We start from the raw sequence: 22,437 nt of genomic DNA, 5'->3' as shown, positions 1-22,437 counted from the left end.
CATCAAATTAAGCGAAAGGCTATCCGTCAGGATGGCCTTTTTGCGTTGGTGAAAAAAATGCCGGGTGCGACGCTGGCTGCGTCTGATCCAGCCTACTCTTGCTTATCCGTTCTGCTTTTGCATCCACTCCACCACAAAATCAGCCAGCCCCTCAACATCATTAATATCCAGTAATGCGACATCAAGATTAAGCGGCACATCACTGGCTACAGCAATAACATGCCTGTCTATCACTAATTCTTCAGGTCGATGTCCGGCTCCATCGCGAAACAGCACAATCTTTGCGATCTCTTCATGCTTAAACCCTTCGACCAGAATCAAATCCAGCTTTGAGGTATCCATTCGACTTGCGAGAAAATGTAGATCCAGCTCTTCTTCGTCTGGTGTTTCCGTCATCAAGGCCCATCGTTGCTGGCTGGCAACGATGGTTTGTACCGCGCCAGCCTTGCGCAGCTCATAGCTATCTTTGCCTGGCTTATCAACATCCATATCATGGTGCGTATGCTTAATCAGCCCCGGACGGATCCCTCTGGCGCATAATGCCGGGATCAGTTTTTTCAAAAGCGTAGTTTTTCCGGTACCACTCCACGCGGCAAAGGCGAGTAACGGTATCATCGTTTTTCCTGCCATCGGGCAAGCTCCTCTGGCGTATTCACGTTAACAAATGCATCTTTATGATCGCTGAAATCAACCGCATGACCGCCAGCCAGACGCATAAATGCCATTACCCGGCGTTCTCCTGCTTGCAGATATTCCAGTAATAAAGGCTCAATAGCGCGGTTTACCAGAGCAATAGTCGGGTGATCGCGTTCACCGTCATGGACCCACACGACAGGCGCATCTTTGCGCTGATGATTAAGCCGGGCGGCTAAATCATGGGGAATGTAAGGCGTATCGCACGGACAAAACAAAAACCACTCACCAGCTTCCTGCTGCATTACTGAAAGCATTCCTGCCAGAGGGCCTGGGTAATCCGCCAGTGAATCTTCAATCACTTTCAGACCGCCTGCCTGATAGATTTCCTGATGACGATTAGCATTAACCACGACGTGAGAGAGCTGCGTCTTAAGCGCGTCAGCGACATGTTGCCACAGCGGTTTGCCATTTAAGTCCAGCAATCCTTTATCTACGCCGCCCATTCGTCTGGCTTTACCGCCTGCCAGCACAACGCCTGTTATCGTCGTCATTAGATTCACCGATATCGCCTCTTTTATTGTGGGATTGACCCTGCTAACGTGTCTGTCTCAAGAGTAAGGAGCATTACTATGAAATGTAAACGTCTGAATGAAGTTATTGAACTCCTCCAGCCAGCCTGGCAAAAAGAGCCAGACTTTAACTTGTTGCAATTTTTGCAGAAACTGGCGAAAGAGTCAGGTTTTGACGGCGAACTGGCGGATTTGACGGATGACATTCTGATCTATCACCTGAAAATGCGTGATTCCGCGAAAGATGCGGTGATCCCGGGTTTGCAGAAAGATTATGAAGAAGACTTCAAAACGGCGCTGTTACGCGCTCGCGGCGTAATTAAAGAGTAAAAGCTTGTAAGCGGCGCCACCAAAATCATCGTGAAATGATATCCTTCATCATTCGTAATGTTTTCCGGATGATGGGATGAACAACAGCGCTTTTACTTTCCAGACACTACACCCGGATACCATCATGGACGCTCTGTTTAAGCAAGGGATCCGGGTGGATTCCGGTCTTACCCCGCTTAACAGCTATGAAAACCGTGTCTATCAATTTCAGGACGAAGAGCGTCGACGTTTTGTCGTCAAATTTTATCGCCCTGAACGTTGGACAGCCGATCAAATCCTCGAAGAACATCAATTTGCGTTGCAGCTGGTAAATGATGAAGTTCCGGTCGCAGCACCTGTGGCCTTTAACGGTCAGACTTTATTGAATCATCAGGGATTTTATTTCGCTGTTTTTCCAAGCGTCGGTGGTCGCCAGTTCGAAGCTGATAATATCGATCAGATGGAAGCGGTTGGGCGTTATTTAGGGCGTATGCACCAGACGGGGCGCAAACAGCTTTTTATTCATCGCCCGACCATCGGTCTGAATGAATATCTCATTGAGCCTCGCAAGCTGTTTGAGGACGCTACACTGATACCTTCCGGGTTGAAAGCGGCATTTCTGAAAGCGACAGATGAGCTGATCGCCGCCGTTACAGCACACTGGCGGGAAGATTTCACCGTTCTGCGGCTACATGGAGACTGCCACGCCGGGAATATTCTCTGGCGCGATGGTCCAATGTTTGTTGATCTGGATGATGCACGTAATGGTCCAGCTATTCAGGATTTGTGGATGTTGCTCAATGGCGATAAAGCCCAGCAGCGGATGCAACTGGAAACTATTATTGAAGCTTATGAAGAATTTAGCGAGTTCGACACCGCTGAAATCGGACTGATTGAACCTTTACGCGCCATGCGTTTGGTTTATTATCTTGCCTGGCTAATGCGGCATTGGGCTGATCCCGCGTTCCCGAAAAATTTCCCGTGGTTAACCGGGGAAGATTACTGGCTACGACAGACGGCGACTTTTATAGAACAGGCAAAAGTTCTACAAGAACCCCCTTTGCAATTAACACCTATGTATTAATCGGAGAGAGTAGATCATGAAAAAGATTTGGCTGGCGCTGGCTGGTTTAGTTTTAGCGTTTAGCGCATCGGCGGCGCAGTATGAAGATGGTAAACAGTACACTACCCTGGAAAAACCGGTAGCTGGCGCGCCGCAAGTGCTGGAGTTTTTCTCTTTCTTCTGCCCGCACTGCTATCAGTTTGAAGAAGTTCTGCATATTTCTGATAATGTGAAGAAAAAACTGCCGGAAGGCGTGAAGATGACTAAATACCACGTCAACTTCATGGGTGGTGACCTGGGCAAAGATCTGACTCAGGCATGGGCTGTGGCGATGGCGCTGGGCGTGGAAGACAAAGTGACTGTTCCGCTGTTTGAAGGCGTACAGAAAACCCAGACCATTCGTTCAGCATCTGATATCCGCGATGTATTTATCAATGCAGGTATTAAAGGTGAAGAGTACGACGCGGCGTGGAACAGCTTCGTGGTGAAATCTCTGGTCGCTCAGCAGGAAAAAGCCGCAGCTGATGTGCAATTGCGTGGTGTTCCGGCGATGTTTGTTAACGGTAAATATCAGCTGAATCCGCAGGGTATGGATACCAGCAATATGGATGTTTTTGTTCAGCAGTATGCTGATACGGTGAAATATCTGTCCGAGGAAAAATAATTCAATGTAAATTACATAAAGCCCGTGAATATTCACGGGCTTTTTTTATTATTTAATAAATATAAATACATTCTGATAATGCATCCTGCCGCTGGACATTATTTCAGCATAAGTGGATATTCAAAGTTTTGCTGTTTTATCAGGGAATATTTATATGATACGTAAGTCAGCTACAGGTGTTATTGTTGCGTTAGCCGTAATCTGGGGTGGTGGCACATGGTACACAGGTACGCAAATTCAGCCTGGTATCGAAAAGTTTATTAAAGATTTTAACGATGCGAAAAAGAAAGGTGAACATGCCTACGATATGACGTTAAGTTATAAAAACTTTGACAAAGGCTTTTTTAATTCCCGTTTTCAAATGCAAATGACATTCGATAACGGTGCACCCGATCTCAATATCAAGCCAGGCCAGAAAGTTGTATTTGATGTGGATGTTGAGCACGGTCCGTTGCCCATCACAATGTTAATGCATGGTAATGTCATCCCAGCACTGGCAGCGGCAAAAGTGAACTTAGTGAATAATGAACTGACACAACCGCTATTTATCGCCGCGAAAAATAAATCGCCCGTGGAAGCGACATTGCGATTCGCGTTTGGTGGCTCATTCTCTACGACATTAGATGTTGCCCCTGCAGAGTATGGAAAATTTTCTTTTGGTGAGGGCCAGTTTACTTTTAATGGTGATGGTAGTTCATTGTCTAACCTGGATATTGAAGGCAAAGTCGAAGATATTGTTCTGCAATTATCACCAATGAACAAAGTAACGGCAAAAAGTTTTACCATTGATTCTCTGGCGCGATTAGAAGAAAAGAAATTTCCGGTTGGTGAAAGCGAGTCGAAATTTAATCAGATTAACATTATCAATCACGGGGAAGACGTTGCCCAAATCGATGCTTTCGTTGCAAAAACCAGGCTGGATCGCGTTAAAGACAAAGATTATATCAATGTCAATCTGACCTACGAACTTGATAAGTTAACAAAAGGGAATCAGCAACTCGGTAGTGGTGAGTGGTCATTGATTGCTGAATCTATTGATCCCTCAGCAGTGCGCCAATTTATCATCCAGTATAACATTGCGATGCAGAAGCAGCTTGCTGCACACCCTGAGTTAGCAAACGATGAAGTTGCTCTGCAAGAAGTGAATGCTGCATTGTTCAAAGAGTATTTACCGTTATTACAAAAAAGTGAGCCGACCATTAAACAACCGGTAAGATGGAAGAACGCACTCGGCGAACTAAATGCCAATCTGGATATCAGTATTGCCGACCCAGCCAAATCTTCATCATCCACAAACAAAGATATCAAATCGCTCAATTTTGATGTGAAGTTACCGCTTAATGTCGTCACAGAAACCGCAAAACAGCTTAATTTATCTGAAGGAATGGATGCGGAAAAAGCGCAAAAGCAGGCTGATAAACAAATCAGCGGGATGATGACATTAGGTCAGATGTTTCAGTTAATCACGATTGACAACAATACCGCCTCGCTGCAGCTGCGTTATACACCGGGTAAAGTTGTTTTTAACGGACAGGAGATGAGCGAAGAAGAATTTATGTCTCGTGCCGGACGTTTTGTTCATTAAAATACTCACTCGCCTCTGCTCATTCAGAGGCGAGTAAAACTTACTTATTCTGACGCTGTGATGACATGAGAGACGTCAGAAGCCGGTCTTTTTCCTGCCACAATGAGTTCAGCCATTGCTGAAAATGGCGCTTAAAGCTTTTGTCATTGATGTAGTCGCCATGTAACTCATCGGCAATAGGCTGTAAATCCACATGTACGACAATCCGCGTCAGTTTACCGCTTAACATATCGAAGAACGGCTGACGGTTATTGTCCGGATAACACAGCGTAACATTAAGCAGTTTATCGAATTGTTTACCCAGTACATTTAGCGCCATCGCAATGCCTGCCGCCTTTGGTGGCAACAAGTTTTGAAAAGTGGAGTGGGTTTGCTGATGTTTTTCTTGCGTGAAACGGGAGCCTTCAACGAAATTGACAATGGTGGTGGGATGCAGGCGAAACTTTTCACAAGAACGCCGAGTGGTTTCAACATCTTGACCACGTCGCTCCGGATGACGTAATAAATAAGCGCGGGAATAACGCTTCATAAACGGCATATCCAGCGCCCAGCACGCCAGGCCAAGAAATGGCACCCAGGCCAGCTGTTGCTTGAGGAAATATTTATTCATCGGAATGTGCTTACGAAACAGCACGCACAGTACGACAATATCTGCCCAACTACGGTGGTTACAAATAAGCAGATACCAGTTCTTCTTACTTAACCCTTCCAGCCCGTGAACTTCCCATTGCAGGTGTGGGTTCAGATGCAGTAATACCGCCAGACCTTCACACCAGCAATACATCATAAAATCACAAAAACGCGAAACCTTTCGCCAAATGACTGGCACAGGTAGCAATAGTTTTACAATCCCGGCAATGATGATCGGGACGGAACAAAAAATAGTGACCAAAATGGTCAATACGATACTCAGCAAAAGGGTTATCGCAGCGAGTATTCTCGTCATAATGAATTTATTCAAAAGGTTAGCCATAGACAGTGCACTAAAGAAGCGCAAGGCGCAGATTTTAGCAGAAAATGACCCAAATAACGGATGATCCTTAAGGAGAAAAATAATTCATATCTATCCACATTAGAAAAAATCCCATTATCTCAATTATTAGGGATGGATTTATTTTTAACTGCATGAAAAACAAAGACAAACATCATGCTGTAAAAAGCATGATAATAAATTAAAAGCGATGTAAATAATTTATGCACAAAGTTATCCACATGACGATTTGCGAGCGATCCAGCAGATCTACAAAAGATTTTCACGAAAAGCGGTGAAAAACTCATGTTTTCATCCTGTCTGTGGCATCCTTTACCCATAATCTGATAAACAGGCACGGACATTATGGTTCAGATCCCCCAAAATCCACTTATCCTTGTAGATGGTTCATCTTATCTTTATCGCGCATATCACGCGTTTCCCCCGCTGACTAACAGCGCAGGCGAGCCGACCGGTGCGATGTATGGTGTCCTCAACATGCTGCGCAGTCTGATCATGCAATATAAACCGACGCATGCAGCGGTGGTCTTTGACGCCAAGGGAAAAACCTTTCGTGATGAACTGTTTGAACATTACAAATCACATCGCCCGCCAATGCCGGACGATCTGCGAGCACAAATCGAACCTCTGCACGCGATGGTTAAAGCGATGGGACTGCCGCTGCTGGCGGTTTCTGGCGTAGAAGCGGACGACGTTATCGGTACTCTGGCGCGCGAAGCCGAAAAAGCCGGGCGTCCGGTGCTGATTAGCACTGGCGATAAAGATATGGCGCAGCTGGTGACGCCAAATATTACGCTTATCAATACCATGACGAATACCATCCTCGGACCGGAAGAGGTGGTGAATAAGTACGGCGTGCCGCCAGAATTGATCATCGACTTCCTGGCGCTGATGGGTGACTCCTCTGATAACATTCCTGGCGTACCGGGCGTCGGTGAAAAAACCGCGCAGGCATTGCTGCAAGGTCTTGGCGGGCTGGATACGCTGTATGCCGAGCCAGAAAAAATTGCTGGGTTGAGCTTCCGTGGCGCGAAAACAATGGCAGCGAAGCTCGAGCAAAACAAAGAAGTTGCTTATCTCTCATACCAGTTGGCGACGATTAAAACCGATGTTGAACTGGAGCTGACCTGTGAACAACTGGAAGTGCAGCAACCGGCAGCGGAAGAGTTGTTGGGGCTGTTCAAAAAGTATGAGTTCAAACGCTGGACTGCTGATGTCGAAGTGGGCAAATGGTTACAGGCCAAAGGGGCAAAAACAGCCGCGAAGCCTCAGGAAACCAGTGTTGCAGACGAAGCGCCAGAAGTGACGGCAACGGTGATTTCTTATGACAACTACGTCACTATCCTTGATGAAGAAACACTGAAAGCGTGGATTGCGAAGCTGGAAAAAGCGCCGGTATTTGCATTTGATACCGAAACCGACAGCCTTGATAACATCTCTGCTAACCTGGTCGGGCTTTCTTTTGCTATCGAGCCAGGCGTAGCGGCATATATTCCGGTTGCTCATGATTATCTTGATGCGCCCGATCAAATCTCTCACGAGCGTGCACTCGAGTTGCTAAAACCGCTGCTGGAAGATGAAAAGGCGCTGAAGGTCGGGCAAAACCTGAAATACGATCGCGGTATTCTGGCGAATTACGGCATTGAACTGCGTGGGATTGCGTTTGATACCATGCTGGAGTCCTACATTCTCAATAGCGTTGCCGGGCGTCACGATATGGACAGCCTCGCGGAACGTTGGTTGAAGCACAAAACCATCACTTTTGAAGAGATTGCGGGTAAAGGCAAAAATCAACTGACCTTTAACCAGATTGCCCTCGAAGAGGCCGGACGTTACGCCGCCGAAGATGCAGATGTCACCTTGCAGTTGCATCTGAAAATGTGGCCGGATCTGCAGAAACACAAAGGGCCGTTGAACGTCTTCGAGAATATCGAAATGCCGCTGGTGCCGGTGCTTTCACGCATTGAACGTAACGGTGTGAAGATCGATCCGAAAGTGCTGCACAATCATTCTGAAGAGCTCACCTTGCGTCTGGCTGAGCTGGAAAAGAAAGCGCATGAAATTGCAGGTGAAGAATTTAACCTTTCTTCCACCAAGCAGTTGCAAACCATTCTGTTTGAAAAACAGGGTATTAAACCGCTGAAGAAAACGCCGGGTGGCGCGCCGTCAACGTCGGAAGAGGTACTGGAAGAACTGGCGCTGGACTATCCGTTGCCAAAAGTGATTCTGGAGTATCGTGGTCTGGCGAAGCTGAAGTCGACTTACACCGACAAGCTGCCGCTGATGATCAACCCGAAAACCGGGCGTGTGCATACCTCTTATCACCAGGCAGTAACTGCAACGGGACGTTTATCGTCAACCGATCCTAACCTGCAAAACATTCCGGTGCGTAACGAAGAAGGTCGTCGTATCCGCCAGGCGTTTATTGCGCCAGAGGATTATGTGATTGTCTCAGCGGACTACTCGCAGATTGAACTGCGCATTATGGCGCATCTCTCGCGTGATAAAGGCTTGCTGACCGCATTCGCGGAAGGAAAAGATATCCACCGGGCAACGGCGGCAGAAGTGTTTGGTTTGCCACTGGAAACCGTCACCAGCGAGCAACGCCGTAGCGCGAAAGCGATCAACTTTGGTCTGATTTATGGCATGAGTGCTTTCGGTCTGGCGCGGCAATTGAACATTCCACGTAAAGAAGCGCAGAAGTACATGGACCTTTACTTCGAACGCTACCCTGGCGTGCTGGAGTATATGGAACGCACCCGTGCTCAGGCGAAAGAGCTGGGCTACGTTGAAACGCTGGACGGACGCCGTCTGTATCTGCCGGATATCAAATCCAGCAATGGTGCTCGTCGTGCAGCGGCTGAACGTGCAGCCATTAACGCGCCAATGCAGGGAACCGCCGCCGACATTATCAAACGGGCGATGATTGCCGTTGATGCGTGGTTACAGGCTGAGCAACCGCGTGTACGTATGATCATGCAGGTACACGATGAACTGGTATTTGAAGTTCATAAAGATGATGTTGATGCCGTCGCGAAGCAGATTCATCAACTGATGGAAAACTGTACCCGTCTGGATGTGCCGTTGCTGGTGGAAGTGGGGAGTGGCGAAAACTGGGATCAGGCGCACTAAGATTCGCCTGAACATGCCCTTTTTTCGTAAGTAAGCAACATAAGCTGTCACGTTTTGTGATGGCTATTAGAAATTCCTATGCAACAACTGAAAAAAAATTACAAAAAGTGCTTTCTGAACTGAACAAAAAAGAGTAAAGTTAGTCGCGTAGGGTACAGAGGTAAGATGTTCTATCTTTCAGACCTTTTACTTCACGTAATCGGATTTGGCTGAATATTTTAGCCGCCCCAGTCAGTAATGACTGGGGCGTTTTTTATTGGGCGAAAGAAAAGATCCGTAATGCCTGATGCGCTATGTTTATCAGGCCAACGGTAGAATTGTAATCTATTGAATTTACGGGCCGGATACGCCACATCCGGCACAAGCATTAAGGCAAGAAAATTATTCGCCGTCCTGCGTTTCTTCTACAGGCTGCATCTCGCTAAACCAGGTATCCAGTTTCTGCCTCAGCTTGTCTACGCCTTGTTTCTTCAACGAAGAAAACGTTTCAACCTGCACATCACCGTTAAACGCCAGTACAGCTTCACGCACCATATTCAATAGCGCTTTACGTGCGCCGCTTGCCAGTTTGTCCGCTTTGGTCAGCAGCACCAGAACGGCGATATTGCTGTCTACCGCCCACTCAATCATCTGCTGATCCAAATCTTTCAGCGGATGGCGAATATCCATTAGCACCACCAGACCTTGCAGGCTCTGACGTTTTTCGAGGTATTCGCCGAGCGCACGCTGCCATTTGCGCTTCATCTCTTCCGGGACTTCCGCATAACCGTACCCAGGCAAGTCAACCAGACGCTTGCCGTCAGCCACTTCAAACAGGTTGATAAGCTGGGTGCGCCCTGGGGTTTTTGAGGTACGAGCCAGGCTTTTCTGGTTAGTCAGCGTGTTCAGCGCGCTGGATTTACCTGCGTTGGAACGGCCTGCAAAAGCCACTTCAATTCCGGTATCGGAAGGTAGGTGGCGAATATCAGGCGCACTCATCACAAAATGCGTCTGTTGATAATTCAAATTAGTCAAAGCGGTCGTCTCCGTCAGTCAAAGCTTTGTGGCGATTATACCTGAACCATAATAAAAGGCGGATTTTTCGGCGTGAGCGTTGTAAGTAAAAGCCATACGCTTTGTGAGACATTGCCGATAGTCTTTATGCGAAATAGCAGAGAAAATTCTGCGATGCATGTCAAATAAGCTATATAAATCAGTGAATTGCTTTTATATAAAACTCTGAAAATGTGCAAATACTGATGGCGGTTGATTGTTTGTTTAAAGCAAAGGCGTAAAGTAGCACCCATAGAGCGAGGACGCTAACAGGAACAATGACTCAGGATGAGGGTCAGGAGCGCCAGGAGGCGAAGACAGAGGATTGTCAGGAAGACAAACGTCCGGAGACGTAATTAAACGGAAATGGAATCAACACGGATTGTTCCGGCTAATGGAAAAACAGGGTGTGTTGGCGGCCTGCAAGGATTGTAAGACCCGTTAAGGGTTATGAGTCAGGAAAAAAGGCGACAGAGTAATCTGTCGCCTTTTTTCTTTGCTTGCTTTCTGTTAGATTCCGCCGCAAATCTATACTGAATAAAACGGCTAAAAGACGAACCATTATGAAACCATCATCTTCAAACTCACGCAGCAAAGGTCATGCAAAAGCGCGTCGAAAAACACGCGAGGAGCTGGATCAGGAAGCTCGTGACCGTAAGCGTCAGAAAAAACGTCGTGGTCATGCGCCGGGCAGCCGCGCAGCGGGCGGAAACACCACGTCAGGCAGCAAAGGCCAGAACGCACCAAAAGATCCACGTATTGGCAGTAAAACCCCTATTCCATTGGGAGTGACTGAAAAAGTCACCAAACAGCACAAACCGAAGAGTGAGAAACCTATGCTTTCACCGCAGGCGGAGTTGGAATTACTGGAAACGGATGAGTGTCTGGATGCGCTGCTGGAACGTCTGGAAGCAGGCGAAACCCTGAGCGCCGAAGAGCAATCCTGGGTGGATGCTAAACTGGATCGTATTGATGAGTTGATGCAGAAACTCGGCCTCTCTTATGACGATGACGAAGAAGAGGAAGAAGACGAGAAGCAAGAAGACATGATGCGTCTGCTGCGGGGCAACTAACGGATTGCCGCCGTGGGCCTTCCCGTTCTGCTGATAACCCTTCCGGTTATATGTTATCTGGTGTGGTTATTCGTTAAACTACAGCGGTTGTCGCGGCGACAAAAGTGGCTGCGCAACCGGCTGATGACCCGAAACGGGCATCCGCCGGTACGCCGTAGCCGCCAGAGACGCCATCGGAAGGAGTGAGCATGTCTGTACAGCAAATCGACTGGGATCTGGCCCTGATCCAGAAATATAACTATTCCGGGCCACGATACACCTCGTACCCGACCGCGCTGGAGTTTTCAGAAGACTTCGGCGAACAGGCGTTTTTACAAGCCGTGGCGCGCTATCCTGAGCGTCCATTATCTCTCTACGTACATATCCCGTTCTGCCATAAGCTTTGTTACTTCTGCGGTTGCAATAAGATTGTTACTCGCCAGCAGCACAAGGCCGATCAGTATCTGGACGCGCTGGAGCAAGAAATCGTCCATCGTGCACCGCTGTTCGCCGGGCGTCACGTCAGCCAATTGCACTGGGGCGGCGGAACGCCGACGTATCTGAATAAAGCGCAAATCAGCCGTCTGATGAAGCTGCTGCGCGAAAACTTCCATTTCAATACCGATGCGGAGATTTCGATCGAAGTCGATCCGCGGGAAATCGAACTGGATGTACTCGATCATTTACGCGCCGAAGGCTTTAATCGCCTGAGCATGGGCGTGCAGGACTTCAACAAAGAAGTGCAACGTCTGGTTAACCGCGAGCAGGATGAAGAGTTCATCTTTGCACTGCTTAACCATGCGCGTGAGATTGGTTTTACCTCCACCAACATCGACCTGATTTACGGCCTGCCGAAACAGACGCCGGAGAGTTTCGCCTTTACCCTGAAACGTGTGGCGGAGCTGAACCCCGATCGTCTGAGCGTTTTTAACTACGCGCATCTGCCGACCATTTTTGCTGCTCAGCGCAAAATCAAAGATGCTGACCTGCCGAGTCCGCAGCAAAAACTCGATATCCTGCAGGAAACCATCGCCTTCCTGACGCAATCGGGCTATCAGTTTATCGGTATGGATCACTTTGCCCGTCCTGATGACGAGCTGGCGGTGGCCCAGCGTGAAGGCGTGCTGCATCGTAACTTCCAGGGCTACACCACTCAGGGCGATACCGATCTGCTGGGGATGGGCGTTTCCGCCATCAGCATGATTGGCGACTGCTACGCGCAGAACCAGAAAGAGTTGAAGCAGTACTATCAGCAAGTGTATGAACAAGGCAATGCGCTGTGGCGTGGTATTGCGCTAACGCGTGATGACTGTATTCGCCGCGATGTGATTAAGTCGCTCATCTGCAACTTCCGTCTGGATTACGCCCCTCTTGAGAAACAGTGGGATTTGCACTTCGCTGATTACTTTGCGGAAGATCTCAAGCTGCTCGCCCCGTTAGCAAAAGATGGGCTGGTGGATGTGGATGAGAAGGGAATACAGGTGACGGCGAAAGGTCGCTTGCTGATCCGCAACATTTGCATGTGCTTTGATACCTATCTGCGCCAGAAAGCGCGGATGCAGCAGTTCTCACGGGTGATTTAAAGAGTGAATGGCGCTTCGTTTACAAAGTAGAAAACGAAAGCGCCATCAATGTGCTGAGAACAAGATTGCCTGATGCGCTGGGCAACAAAACCTGTTGAAATTATTGCTTTTGTAGGCCGGATAAGGCGTTTACGCCGCATCAGGCATCTGAGCATGATGCCTGATGCGACGCTGGTCGCGTCTTATCAGGCCTACGACTTTCTCCGCATCCGGCATAAACAACGAGCTTCAGCTAAACAGCCCAATCATCGCGGCACACAGCACGGCAGCAACGGCAGTTTGCGGTGTGTGGCTGTCAACTGCGCCACTCGATACCAGATTAATTATTGATTCCAGCATAATGACTCTCCCCGTTTTCCGGGCAAGATCATACTGAACTTATCGGAACAGTAAAGCGCAAAATACCAGCAATTTGCGCTCAATAATCAATCTTTACACACAAGCCGTGAATCACTCCATCCCCAGCTCTTTTAACTTACGCGTCAGAGTGTTGCGGCCCCAGCCGAGTAGCCGCGCCGCTTCCTGTTTATGCCCCTGCGTATGTCGCAACGCGGTCGTCAGTAACGTCCGCTCCAGCTCTGGCTGCGCTTCGGAAAGCAGATTTTGATGACCGGAACGCAGCGCTCTGTCTGCCCACTGCGCTAAAAGTGTCGCCCAACTGTCCGGTTGCATTTGCGAAGTACTCTCCGCAACCGTTGATTCAAACAGTTCGCCGGGCAAATCCTGAATCAACACTTCCTGCCCGGCGGCCATCACCGTTAGCCAGCGGCAGGTGTTTTCCAGCTGGCGCACGTTGCCTGGCCACGCCAGACGCGTCAGAGCAGCTTCGGTTTCCGGATGCAGCAACTTCGCTTCTACGCCCAGTTCGCGCGCGGCAACCTGTAAAAAATGGCGCGCCAGACGGGGAATATCTTCCCGACGTTCGCGCAGCGGCGGCAGATGAACGCGGATAACGTTCAGGCGGTGGAACAGATCCTCACGGAACTTACCTTCCTGCACCCGCTGTTCAAGATTCTGGTGAGTGGCAGCGATAATCCGCACATCCACTTTCACCGGCGCATAGCCGCCAACGCGATAAAACTGACCGTCTGCCAGCACGCGCAGCAAACGCGTCTGCACATCCAGCGGCATATCACCAATTTCGTCGAGAAATAACGTGCCGCCATCGGCCTGTTCAAAACGCCCCTGACGAATGGTATTCGCGCCAGTAAACGCGCCTTTCTCGTGGCCAAACAGTTCTGATTCGATCAAATCTTTTGGGATAGCTGCCATATTCAGCGCGATAAACGGCGCTTTGGTGCGCGGACTGTGGCGATGCAGGGCATGAGCGACCAGTTCTTTACCGGTGCCGGATTCGCCGTTAATCAGCACGCTAATAGAAGAACGCGAAAGCCGACCGATAATACGGAACACGTCCTGCATGGCTTGCGCTTCGCCGATGATATCGGTCGTTGGGCCGTTAAGCTGAATATTACGCGGCTGCTGCTGTTCCTGGTAATGACTGATAGCGCGCTCAACCAGCGCCACTGCTTCGTCGATATCAAACGGTTTGGGCAGATAATCAAACGCCCCTTGTTGATAGGCGCTGACGGCAGCATCCAGATCGGAATGTGCGGTCATAATGATGACCGGAAGCATTGGATGGCGCTGTTTAATCTGCTTGAGCAGCGCCAGCCCGTCCATTCCCGGCATACGGATATCTGAAAGCAGCACATCCGGCGTTTTGCTCGCCAGCGCCTCCAGTACTTCCGCGCCGTTCTCAAATGTCGTACAGGTTAAACCCGCTCCAGCGAGCGCACGTTCAAGCACCCAACGGATGGAACTATCGTCATCGACTACCCAGACTATCCCTCGTTGCATAAACGTCACCTTTATTTCCTGATAGGCAGGTAAACCGAGAACTCGGTATGACCTGGCCAACTGGTAAATTCAATTTTGCCTGAATGCTGATCAATCAAATTACGGGCGATGGATAAGCCAAGCCCGGTGCCACCTTCGCGGCCGCTGACCATCGGGTAAAACAGCGTATCCTGCAAATGAGGCGGAATGCCCGGCCCGTTATCTTCCACATCAATCCGCGCCGCCAGCCGGTAGCGCTCGCCGTGTAAGGTCAGTTGAAACGCGGTGCGGGTACGCAGAATGATTTCACCGCCTTCCGGCCCCAGCGCCTGTAGCGCATTGCGCACAATATTCAGCAAGACCTGTTCAATTTGATCCGGGTCGTGCGCCAGTTCCGGCAGGCTGGGATCGTAATCACGAATCAACCGCACGTTGTCCGGCAGTTCCATCGACACCAGCGTTACCACGCGTTCAGCCACTTTGTGAATACTTTCGGTAACGCGCGTACCGGGCAGCTGCGGCCCCAACAGACGGTCGACCAAATTTCGCAGCCGGTCCGCCTGTTCGATAATCACTTTGGTATATTCGAGTAGTGATGGGTCAGGTAACGCTTTGCTGAGTAACTGCGCCGCGCCACGTAAACCGCCAAGCGGATTTTTAATCTCATGTGCCAGGCCGCGCACTAAATCACGGGCAGCTACTTGTTGAGCATGTTGTAGTTGTTCCTGGCTTAAGCGGCGCTGGTTATCCATCGGTGCCATCTCCAGCAGGATCATGCCGTCCGGCATACGCTGGGCCGTCACAGAAAGGATATGCGAGCGACCATCGATGACCAGCGTCACTTCGTTATCGGTAAAGCCTTGCCCCGCCTCCAGACTTTCTTGCATCAGCTCGATATTTAATGAGAAGTAGCTCAACAGTTCCGGTAACGGCGTACCAAACAATTTGCGGGAGCTTTGGGCGAGCAGTTGTTGCGCGGCGGGGTTGGCGTAATGGATCGCCAGATTGTCATCAATTAACAAAATACTGTTAATCAGCGAGTTGAGGATCTGCCCAGCATCGGGCTGCGTGCCTGTTGCCATAAAGCAGTCTCCTGAACAGGTTGCACCATTTTAGTGCATTATAGCTTTTTACGGATAAAAAGCGCGAAGCATCAGAGAATTGACGGAGAAAAAAGCCCATGCAGAGATGGGCTGAAAGTTTCCACGGCAACTAAATCCCGGCGTTGTGCGCCGGGTAGTACAACTTCAACTATTAGACGCTGTAGTACAGCTCAAACTCTACCGGATGCGGAGTCATACGCACGCGGTCATCTTCTTCGCGACGCAGAGCGATGTACGCATCGATCGCTTCATCCGTGAACACGCCACCGGCTTTCAGGAACTCGCGGTCCAGATCCAGTTCGTTCAGTGCTTCTTCCAGAGAGCCTGCAACCTGTGGGATCTCTTTCGCTTCTTCTGGCGGCAGGTCATACAGGTTTTTGTCCATGGCTTCGCCCGGATGGATCTTGTTCTTGATACCATCAAGACCGGCCATCAGCAGGGCAGCAAAGCACAGGTACGGGTTAGCTGCCGGATCTGGGAAACGTACTTCGATACGACGTGCTTTCGGAGAAGAAACCACCGGAATACGGATAGACGCAGAACGGTTACGCGCAGAGTAAGCCAGCATTACCGGTGCTTCGTAGCCCGGGACCAGACGCTTATAAGAGTTGGTGGTCGGGTTTGCCAGGGCGTTAATCGCTTTAGCGTGTTTGATTACGCCGCCAATGTAGTACAGCGCCTGCTCAGACAGACCTGCGTATTTGTCGCCTGCGAACAGGTTAACGCCGTTTTTAGACAGAGACATGTGGCAGTGCATACCGGAGCCGTTATCACCGAACATCGGTTTTGGCATAAAGGTCGCGGTTTTACCGAAGCGGTGCGCTACGTTATGCACGACATATTTGTAGATCTGAATTTCGTCAGCTTTTTTGGTCATGGTATTGAAGCGGGTAGCCACTTCGTTCTGACCAGCAGTCGCTACTTCGTGGTGATGGGCTTCAACCACCAGACCCATCTGTTCCATCACCAGACACATTTCAGAACGAATATCCTGAGCAGAGTCTACCGGCGGAACCGGGAAGTAACCGCCTTTCACTGCCGGACGGTGACCTTTGTTACCACCTTCGTATTGGGTGGAGGAGTTCCATGCGCCTTCGATATCGTCGATAGCAACGTGGGAACCGGAGATAGATGATCCGAAACGGATGTCATCGAACAGGAAGAATTCAGGTTCTGGCCCGAACAGTACGGTGTCGGCAATGCCAGTGGAACGCAGGTAATCTTCGGCGCGCTTCGCAATAGAGCGCGGGTCACGGTCATAGCCTTGCAGGGTGCCAGGTTCAAGGATGTCGCAACGGATAATCAGGGTGGAGTCGGCGAAGAACGGGTCAATCACTGCAGTGGATGCGTCTGGCATCAGCACCATGTCGGATTCGTTAATGCCTTTCCAGCCGCCAATCGAGGAGCCGTCAAACATTTTGCCTTCTTCGAAGAATTCAGCATTCACCTGATGAGCAGGGATAGTGACGTGTTGTTCTTTACCTTTGGTATCGGTGAAGCGCAAATCAACAAACTTCACTTCGTGCTCGTTCAGCATCGTCAGTACGTGTTCAGCGGACATACTTTAACTCTCCTGGATTGGTCATTGTCGTCGTGGTAACGAAATCTGCAATTATTTTGGCCGTGTCGCCGTAAAAAAGATAAAGCGAAATCTGTGCCAACTTTTAAATTGCCCCTAAAAGGCGTTATCATGCTTAACATCGTGCAAAAGGGCTGCACCATGATGTGAATGTTGCACCAATATAGTGCTTCAATGGAAACATTAAGCACCATATTGGTGCAATGACCTTTGGATAACCCTTTTTATGCTCCGTGAAAGCGATCACAAAGGGACTCTGCAATACTTGTTTGCGGAGGATGTTTGTGATCCTGTTTTGTAGTGCGATTAATCCGTGTACAATAACGCGCTATTTCTAATGCCTGAGGCAAAGTTGTGATCGAAAAATTGCGTAATATCGCCATCATCGCGCACGTAGACCATGGTAAAACCACCCTGGTAGACAAGCTGCTCCAACAATCCGGTACGTTCGACTCTCGTGCCGAAACCCAAGAGCGCGTGATGGACTCCAACGATTTGGAGAAAGAGCGTGGGATTACCATCCTCGCGAAAAACACCGCTATCAAATGGAATGATTACCGTATCAACATCGTTGATACCCCGGGGCACGCCGACTTCGGTGGTGAAGTTGAACGTGTAATGTCCATGGTAGACTCAGTGCTGCTGGTGGTTGACGCATTTGACGGCCCGATGCCGCAAACGCGCTTCGTAACCAAAAAAGCGTTTGCTTACGGCCTGAAGCCGATTGTTGTTATCAACAAAGTTGACCGCCCTGGCGCGCGTCCTGATTGGGTTGTGGATCAGGTATTCGATCTGTTCGTTAACCTCGACGCGACCGACGAGCAGCTGGACTTCCCGATCGTTTACGCTTCTGCGCTGAACGGTATCGCGGGTCTGGACCACGAAGATATGGCGGAAGACATGACCCCGCTGTATCAGGCGATTGTTGACCACGTTCCTGCGCCGGACGTTGACCTTGACGGTCCGTTCCAGATGCAGATTTCTCAGCTCGATTACAACAGCTATGTTGGCGTTATCGGCATTGGCCGCATCAAGCGTGGTAAAGTGAAGCCGAACCAGCAGGTTACTATCATCGATAGCGAAGGCAAAACCCGTAACGCGAAAGTCGGTAAAGTGCTGGGCCACCTCGGTCTGGAACGTATCGAAACCGATCTGGCGGAAGCTGGCGATATCGTGGCGATCACGGGCCTGGGCGAACTGAACATTTCTGACACCGTTTGCGACACGCAAAACGTTGAAGCGCTGCCGGCACTCTCCGTTGATGAGCCGACCGTTTCTATGTTCTTCTGCGTTAACACCTCGCCGTTCTGCGGTAAAGAAGGTAAGTTCGTAACGTCTCGTCAGATCCTCGATCGTCTGAACAAAGAACTGGTACACAACGTTGCGCTGCGCGTAGAAGAAACCGAAGACGCCGATGCGTTCCGCGTTTCTGGTCGTGGTGAACTGCACCTCTCTGTTCTTATCGAAAACATGCGTCGTGAAGGTTTCGAACTGGCGGTATCCCGTCCGAAAGTAATCTTCCGTGAAATAGACGGTCGTAAACAAGAGCCGTATGAAAACGTGACGCTGGACGTTGAAGAACAGCATCAGGGTTCTGTGATGCAGGCGCTGGGCGAACGTAAAGGCGACCTGAAAAACATGAATCCAGACGGTAAAGGCCGCGTACGTCTCGACTACGTGATCCCAAGCCGTGGTCTGATTGGCTTCCGTTCTGAGTTCATGACCATGACTTCCGGTACTGGTCTGCTGTACTCCACCTTCAGCCACTACGACGACGTACGTCCGGGCGAAGTGGGTCAGCGTCAGAACGGTGTACTGATCTCTAACGGTCAGGGTAAAGCTGTCGCGTTCGCGCTGTTCGGTCTGCAGGATCGCGGTAAGCTGTTCCTCGGTCACGGTGCAGAAGTTTACGAAGGTCAGATTATCGGTATTCATAGCCGCTCTAACGACCTGACTGTAAACTGCCTGACCGGTAAGAAACTGACCAACATGCGTGCTTCCGGTACTGACGAAGCTGTTGTTCTGGTTCCGCCTATCCGCATGACTCTGGAACAAGCTCTGGAGTTCATCGATGATGACGAACTGGTAGAAGTGACTCCGACCTCTATCCGTATTCGTAAACGTCACCTGACGGAAAACGATCGTCGCCGCGCCAACCGCGCACCGAAAGACGATTAATTTCGTTTTTTAGTCATAAAAAACCTGCCAGCGATGGCAGGTTTTTTTTTACCTGTCGTGAGCGCACACCAATGCGAGTATCTCCCTTATAAGTCTGTGATTACGTCAATAGAGAGCTTTGTCACAATTATCTGCAAAGTCATACACCGTTAATTGCTTTCTTTTTTGGCGTAAGCGTAAGATGCTTCATCTGGTTTAAACCAAAAGGATTAAACAATGGCGGAGAATCAATCCACCGTAGAAAATGCAAAAGAGAAACTGGATCGGTGGTTGAAAGATGGCATCACCACGCCGGGTGGAAAACTCCCTTCAGAAAGAGAGCTGGGAGAACTGCTGGGCATTAAACGTATGACGCTGCGCCAGGCGTTGTTGAACCTCGAGGCAGAATCCAAAATCTTCCGTAAGGATCGTAAGGGGTGGTTCGTGACCCAGCCGCGATTTAATTACAGTCCGGAGCTGTCGGCGAGCTTTCAGCGGGCCGCAATTGAGCAAGGGCGAGAGCCTTCTTGGGGGTTTACCGAGAAAAACCGTACCAGCGATATTCCCGAGACGCTCGCGCCACTGATTGCAGTGACGCCATCAACTGAACTCTATCGCATCACCGGCTGGGGGGCGCTGGAAGGACATAAAGTTTTCTATCACGAAACATATATTAATCCTGAAGTTGCTCCGGGTTTTATTGAACAACTTGAAAACCACTCATTTTCTGCAGTCTGGGAAAAGTGCTACCAAAAAGAGACGGTAGTAAAAAAATTGATTTTCAAACCCGTCAGAATGCCGGGCGATATCAGCAAGTATCTTGGCGGTTCTGCGGGTATGCCAGCGATCTTAATTGAAAAGCATCGCGCCGACCAGCAAGGCAATATTGTCCAGATAGATATTGAATATTGGCGATTTGAGGCCGTAGACCTCATCATTAATCTGTAGGTGTTTTATGGTGACAATAAATAACGCAAGAAAGATTCTACAACGTGTCGACACTCTTCCTCTTTATTTACATGCTTATGCCTTTCATTTAAATATGCGGCTGGAAAGAGTGTTGCCTGCTGATTTACTTGATATCGCCAGTGAAAATAATCTACGTGGCGTCAAAATCCATGTTCTGGATGGCGAGCGTTTTTCTCTTGGTAATATGGACGATAAAGAACTCTCTGCCTTTGGGGATAAAGCCCGCCGTCTGAACCTTGATATTCATATTGAAACCAGCGCTTCAGATAAGGCATCTATTGACGAAGCCGTCGCCATCGCGTTGAAAACTGGGGCAACGTCCGTACGTTTTTATCCATGTTATGAAGGTAATTTGCGCGACGTATTATCGATTATCGCTAACGACATTGCCTATGTACGGGAAACGTATCAGGACAGCGGCCTGACTTTTACGATTGAGCAGCATGAAGATTTAAAAAGTCATGAGCTGGTGTCGCTGGTCAAAGAAAGTGAGATGGAGTCTCTTTCCTTACTGTTTGATTTTGCTAACATGATCAATGCAAATGAGCATCCCATCGACGCCTTAAAAACGATGGCACCGCATATTACCCAGGTCCATATTAAAGATGCCTTGATCGTTAAAGAACAGGGTGGCCTGGGTCATAAAGCCTGTATTTCAGGTCAGGGTGATATGCCATTCAAAGCGTTATTAACGCACCTTATCTGCCTTGGCGATGATGAGCCGCAGGTGACGGCATATGGCCTGGAAGAAGAGGTTGATTACTATGCGTCGGCGTTCCGCTTTGAAGACGAAGATGATAATCCGTGGATCCCTTATCGCCAGATGAGTGAAACACCCCTACCAGAAAATCATTTACTGGATGCGCGGTTACGTAAAGAAAAAGAAGATGCAATTAATCAGATAAATCATGTGCGTAACGTACTACAACAAATCAAACAAGAGGCAAACCATCTTCTGAACCACTAATAAGTTTTAACTCATACGCAGTTAATAAAACCATTCCATATGAATGGTCGGTATCTTATTGCCTTTAAAACAGTGATTTTAAAAATCGCTTAGGGGATGTTATGCTCACGAAAAAGAAATGGGCGTTATTTAGTCTATTAACACTGTGTGGCGGTACAATTTATAAATTACCGTCGCTGAAAGATGCGTTTTATATCCCGATGCAGGAATATTTCCATTTGACCAATGGTCAAATTGGTAATGCTATGTCGGTAAACTCATTTGTCACCACAGTGGGCTTTTTTCTGTCTATTTATTTTGCCGATAAACTACCGCGCAGATACACCATGTCATTCTCACTCATTGCGACAGGATTACTGGGTGTTTATTTGACGACAATGCCGGGGTATTGGGGCATCCTCTTTGTCTGGGCGCTATTTGGCGTTACTTGCGACATGATGAACTGGCCGGTCTTGCTCAAGTCGGTAAGTCGATTGGGCAATAGCGAACAACAAGGTCGGTTGTTTGGCTTCTTCGAAACAGGGCGTGGCATTGTCGATACCGTGGTGGCATTTTCTGCGTTGGCAGTATTTACCTGGTTTGGCAGTGGCTTATTAGGTTTTAAAGCAGGCATCTGGTTCTATTCCCTTATTGTGATTGCCGTAGGCATTATTATTTTCTTTGTCCTGAATGACAAAGAAGAGGCACCGTCCGTTGAGGTGAAAAAAGAAGACGGAGCATCGCAAAACACCAGTATGACCTCAGTGCTGAGAGACAAAACCATCTGGCTTATCGCTTTCAACGTCTTCTTCGTTTACGCGGTTTACTGTGGCCTGACATTCTTCATTCCATTCCTGAAAAACATCTATCTATTGCCCGTTGCGCTGGTGGGGGCTTACGGCATCATTAACCAATACTGTCTGAAAATGATTGGTGGACCGATTGGTGGCATGATTTCAGATAAGATCCTGAAATCGCCGAGTAAATATCTATGCTACACCTTTATCATCAGTACCGCTGCGCTCGTACTGTTGATTATGCTGCCGCACGAAAGTATGCCGGTCTATTTAGGGATGGCATGTACGCTGGGCTTTGGCGCGATAGTCTTTACACAGCGAGCCGTATTTTTTGCACCTATCGGCGAAGCAAAAATTGGTAATGCTGCCAACTTACTGATTTAGTGTATGATGGTGATTTTAAGGTGCTTGCGTGGCTTCCATTTCCATCA

The 22,437-nt window shown here is 49.0% G+C and carries 19 protein-coding genes and 2 pseudogenes; 13 read left to right on the top strand and 8 right to left on the bottom strand.

The features are described 5' to 3' along the window. Positions 1-102: 102 nt before the first annotated feature. Complete coding sequence (mobB, locus tag ABZJ92_RS14110) at positions 103-630, bottom strand: molybdopterin-guanine dinucleotide biosynthesis protein MobB (RefSeq protein WP_000907632.1); 528 nt, start codon at positions 628-630, stop codon at positions 103-105. Further along, a complete protein-coding gene (gene mobA, locus ABZJ92_RS14105; RefSeq protein WP_001052156.1) occupies positions 612-1,196 on the bottom strand; it encodes a molybdenum cofactor guanylyltransferase MobA in 585 nt (194 codons plus the stop codon). The genes mobB and mobA overlap by 19 nt, the downstream gene beginning before the upstream one ends. A gap of 69 nt (positions 1,197-1,265) precedes the next feature. Here mobA and ABZJ92_RS14100 point away from each other — a divergent pair, with 69 nt between their 5' ends. From ABZJ92_RS14100 to ABZJ92_RS14085, 4 genes are all read left to right on the top strand, one after another. Beyond that, positions 1,266-1,535, top strand: coding sequence for a YihD family protein (locus ABZJ92_RS14100; RefSeq protein WP_005052859.1), 270 nt, complete (start codon positions 1,266-1,268; stop codon positions 1,533-1,535). Between the two features lie 76 nt (positions 1,536-1,611). Then, positions 1,612-2,598 carry a stress response kinase SrkA gene (gene srkA, locus ABZJ92_RS14095; RefSeq protein ID WP_001065539.1) on the top strand — a complete coding sequence of 329 codons (987 nt, stop codon included), beginning with the start codon at positions 1,612-1,614 and terminating at the stop codon, positions 2,596-2,598. 16 nt (positions 2,599-2,614) lie between these two features. Further along, positions 2,615-3,241: a thiol:disulfide interchange protein DsbA gene (dsbA, locus tag ABZJ92_RS14090; protein WP_000725335.1), complete on the top strand. Its 627-nt coding sequence runs from the start codon at positions 2,615-2,617 to the stop codon at positions 3,239-3,241. 154 nt (positions 3,242-3,395) lie between these two features. Further along, positions 3,396-4,826, top strand: coding sequence for a YdgA family protein (locus ABZJ92_RS14085; RefSeq protein ID WP_001295264.1), 1,431 nt, complete (start codon positions 3,396-3,398; stop codon positions 4,824-4,826). 40 nt (positions 4,827-4,866) lie between these two features. Here ABZJ92_RS14085 and ABZJ92_RS14080 read toward each other — a convergent pair whose 3' ends face one another. Then, positions 4,867-5,799 carry an acyltransferase gene (locus ABZJ92_RS14080; protein ID WP_011069581.1) on the bottom strand — a complete coding sequence of 311 codons (933 nt, stop codon included), beginning with the start codon at positions 5,797-5,799 and terminating at the stop codon, positions 4,867-4,869. Between the two features lie 363 nt (positions 5,800-6,162). Between ABZJ92_RS14080 and polA the strand changes: the two genes are divergently transcribed. After that, entirely contained in the window at positions 6,163-8,949 is a 2,787-nt protein-coding gene (gene polA / locus ABZJ92_RS14075; RefSeq protein WP_000250035.1) for a DNA polymerase I, read from the top strand. Positions 8,950-9,114: 165 nt separating this feature from the next. Further along, positions 9,115-9,162, top strand: coding sequence for a spot 42 RNA, inhibition of DNA synthesis (locus ABZJ92_RS22480; protein WP_071892919.1), 48 nt, complete (start codon positions 9,115-9,117; stop codon positions 9,160-9,162). Between the two features lie 168 nt (positions 9,163-9,330). On the opposite strand, the gene yihA is transcribed toward ABZJ92_RS22480, so the two are convergent. Continuing rightward, a complete protein-coding gene (yihA, locus tag ABZJ92_RS14070) occupies positions 9,331-9,963 on the bottom strand; it encodes a ribosome biogenesis GTP-binding protein YihA/YsxC (RefSeq protein WP_000183342.1) in 633 nt (210 codons plus the stop codon). Between the two features lie 296 nt (positions 9,964-10,259). On the opposite strand from yihA, the pseudogene ABZJ92_RS14065 reads away from it, so the two are divergent. The 3 genes and pseudogenes from ABZJ92_RS14065 (at position 10,260) to hemN (ending at position 12,616) form a co-directional block, all read left to right on the top strand. Then, positions 10,260-10,426: pseudogene (locus ABZJ92_RS14065) on the top strand (hypothetical protein). A gap of 118 nt (positions 10,427-10,544) precedes the next feature. After that, positions 10,545-11,054, top strand: a complete 510-nt coding sequence (gene yihI / locus ABZJ92_RS14060) for a Der GTPase-activating protein YihI (RefSeq protein ID WP_005086171.1) — start codon at positions 10,545-10,547, stop codon at positions 11,052-11,054. 188 nt (positions 11,055-11,242) lie between these two features. After that, positions 11,243-12,616 (top strand): oxygen-independent coproporphyrinogen III oxidase, encoded by a 1,374-nt coding sequence (hemN, locus tag ABZJ92_RS14055; protein ID WP_000116080.1) that lies wholly within the window; start codon positions 11,243-11,245, stop codon positions 12,614-12,616. Positions 12,617-12,844: 228 nt separating this feature from the next. Here hemN and ABZJ92_RS14050 read toward each other — a convergent pair whose 3' ends face one another. From ABZJ92_RS14050 to glnA, 4 genes are all read right to left on the bottom strand, one after another. Further along, positions 12,845-12,955: a YshB family small membrane protein gene (locus ABZJ92_RS14050; protein ID WP_000893994.1), complete on the bottom strand. Its 111-nt coding sequence runs from the start codon at positions 12,953-12,955 to the stop codon at positions 12,845-12,847. A 111-nt stretch (positions 12,956-13,066) separates the two neighbouring features. Then, positions 13,067-14,476, bottom strand: coding sequence for a nitrogen regulation protein NR(I) (glnG, locus tag ABZJ92_RS14045; protein ID WP_005052855.1), 1,410 nt, complete (start codon positions 14,474-14,476; stop codon positions 13,067-13,069). A gap of 11 nt (positions 14,477-14,487) precedes the next feature. Continuing rightward, a complete protein-coding gene (glnL, locus tag ABZJ92_RS14040; protein WP_000190577.1) occupies positions 14,488-15,537 on the bottom strand; it encodes a nitrogen regulation protein NR(II) in 1,050 nt (349 codons plus the stop codon). Between the two features lie 172 nt (positions 15,538-15,709). After that, complete coding sequence (glnA, locus tag ABZJ92_RS14035; protein ID WP_001271717.1) at positions 15,710-17,119, bottom strand: glutamate--ammonia ligase; 1,410 nt, start codon at positions 17,117-17,119, stop codon at positions 15,710-15,712. Positions 17,120-17,491: 372 nt separating this feature from the next. On the opposite strand from glnA, the gene typA reads away from it, so the two are divergent. The 4 genes and pseudogenes from typA to ABZJ92_RS14015 all read left to right on the top strand — a co-directional run. After that, positions 17,492-19,315 carry a ribosome-dependent GTPase TypA gene (gene typA, locus ABZJ92_RS14030; RefSeq protein WP_000570668.1) on the top strand — a complete coding sequence of 608 codons (1,824 nt, stop codon included), beginning with the start codon at positions 17,492-17,494 and terminating at the stop codon, positions 19,313-19,315. Between the two features lie 216 nt (positions 19,316-19,531). Further along, on the top strand, positions 19,532-20,242 hold the full coding sequence (locus ABZJ92_RS14025; protein WP_000829798.1) for a GntR family transcriptional regulator: 711 nt from the start codon (positions 19,532-19,534) through the stop codon (positions 20,240-20,242). 7 nt (positions 20,243-20,249) lie between these two features. Next, positions 20,250-21,230, top strand: coding sequence for a sugar phosphate isomerase/epimerase family protein (locus ABZJ92_RS14020; RefSeq protein ID WP_000256404.1), 981 nt, complete (start codon positions 20,250-20,252; stop codon positions 21,228-21,230). Positions 21,231-21,331: 101 nt separating this feature from the next. Continuing rightward, positions 21,332-22,363: pseudogene (locus tag ABZJ92_RS14015) on the top strand (MFS transporter); the annotation flags it as partial. Positions 22,364-22,437: the final 74 nt, after the last annotated feature.

The organism is Shigella sp. FJ200513, from assembly GCF_040495915.1.
Lineage (GTDB): Bacteria > Pseudomonadota > Gammaproteobacteria > Enterobacterales > Enterobacteriaceae > ECMA0423.
The sequence above is the reverse complement of the archived record's forward strand: the minus strand, read 5'-3'. Positions and strand labels throughout refer to the sequence as shown.

What these genes read in the sequence shown, in the direction of transcription:
- mobB (WP_000907632.1), bottom strand. Translation starts at nt 630, where the DNA reads ATGGCAGGAAAAACGATGATACCGTTACTCGCCTTTGCCGCGTGGAGT.
- ABZJ92_RS14100 (WP_005052859.1), top strand. Translation starts at nt 1,266, where the DNA reads ATGAAATGTAAACGTCTGAATGAAGTTATTGAACTCCTCCAGCCAGCC.
- srkA (WP_001065539.1), top strand. Translation starts at nt 1,612, where the DNA reads ATGAACAACAGCGCTTTTACTTTCCAGACACTACACCCGGATACCATC.
- dsbA (WP_000725335.1), top strand. Translation starts at nt 2,615, where the DNA reads ATGAAAAAGATTTGGCTGGCGCTGGCTGGTTTAGTTTTAGCGTTTAGC.
- ABZJ92_RS14085 (WP_001295264.1), top strand. Translation starts at nt 3,396, where the DNA reads ATGATACGTAAGTCAGCTACAGGTGTTATTGTTGCGTTAGCCGTAATC.
- ABZJ92_RS14080 (WP_011069581.1), bottom strand. Translation starts at nt 5,799, where the DNA reads ATGGCTAACCTTTTGAATAAATTCATTATGACGAGAATACTCGCTGCG.
- polA (WP_000250035.1), top strand. Translation starts at nt 6,163, where the DNA reads ATGGTTCAGATCCCCCAAAATCCACTTATCCTTGTAGATGGTTCATCT.
- yihI (WP_005086171.1), top strand. Translation starts at nt 10,545, where the DNA reads ATGAAACCATCATCTTCAAACTCACGCAGCAAAGGTCATGCAAAAGCG.
- hemN (WP_000116080.1), top strand. Translation starts at nt 11,243, where the DNA reads ATGTCTGTACAGCAAATCGACTGGGATCTGGCCCTGATCCAGAAATAT.
- ABZJ92_RS14050 (WP_000893994.1), bottom strand. Translation starts at nt 12,955, where the DNA reads ATGCTGGAATCAATAATTAATCTGGTATCGAGTGGCGCAGTTGACAGC.
- glnG (WP_005052855.1), bottom strand. Translation starts at nt 14,476, where the DNA reads ATGCAACGAGGGATAGTCTGGGTAGTCGATGACGATAGTTCCATCCGT.
- glnL (WP_000190577.1), bottom strand. Translation starts at nt 15,537, where the DNA reads ATGGCAACAGGCACGCAGCCCGATGCTGGGCAGATCCTCAACTCGCTG.
- glnA (WP_001271717.1), bottom strand. Translation starts at nt 17,119, where the DNA reads ATGTCCGCTGAACACGTACTGACGATGCTGAACGAGCACGAAGTGAAG.
- ABZJ92_RS14025 (WP_000829798.1), top strand. Translation starts at nt 19,532, where the DNA reads ATGGCGGAGAATCAATCCACCGTAGAAAATGCAAAAGAGAAACTGGAT.
- ABZJ92_RS14020 (WP_000256404.1), top strand. Translation starts at nt 20,250, where the DNA reads ATGGTGACAATAAATAACGCAAGAAAGATTCTACAACGTGTCGACACT.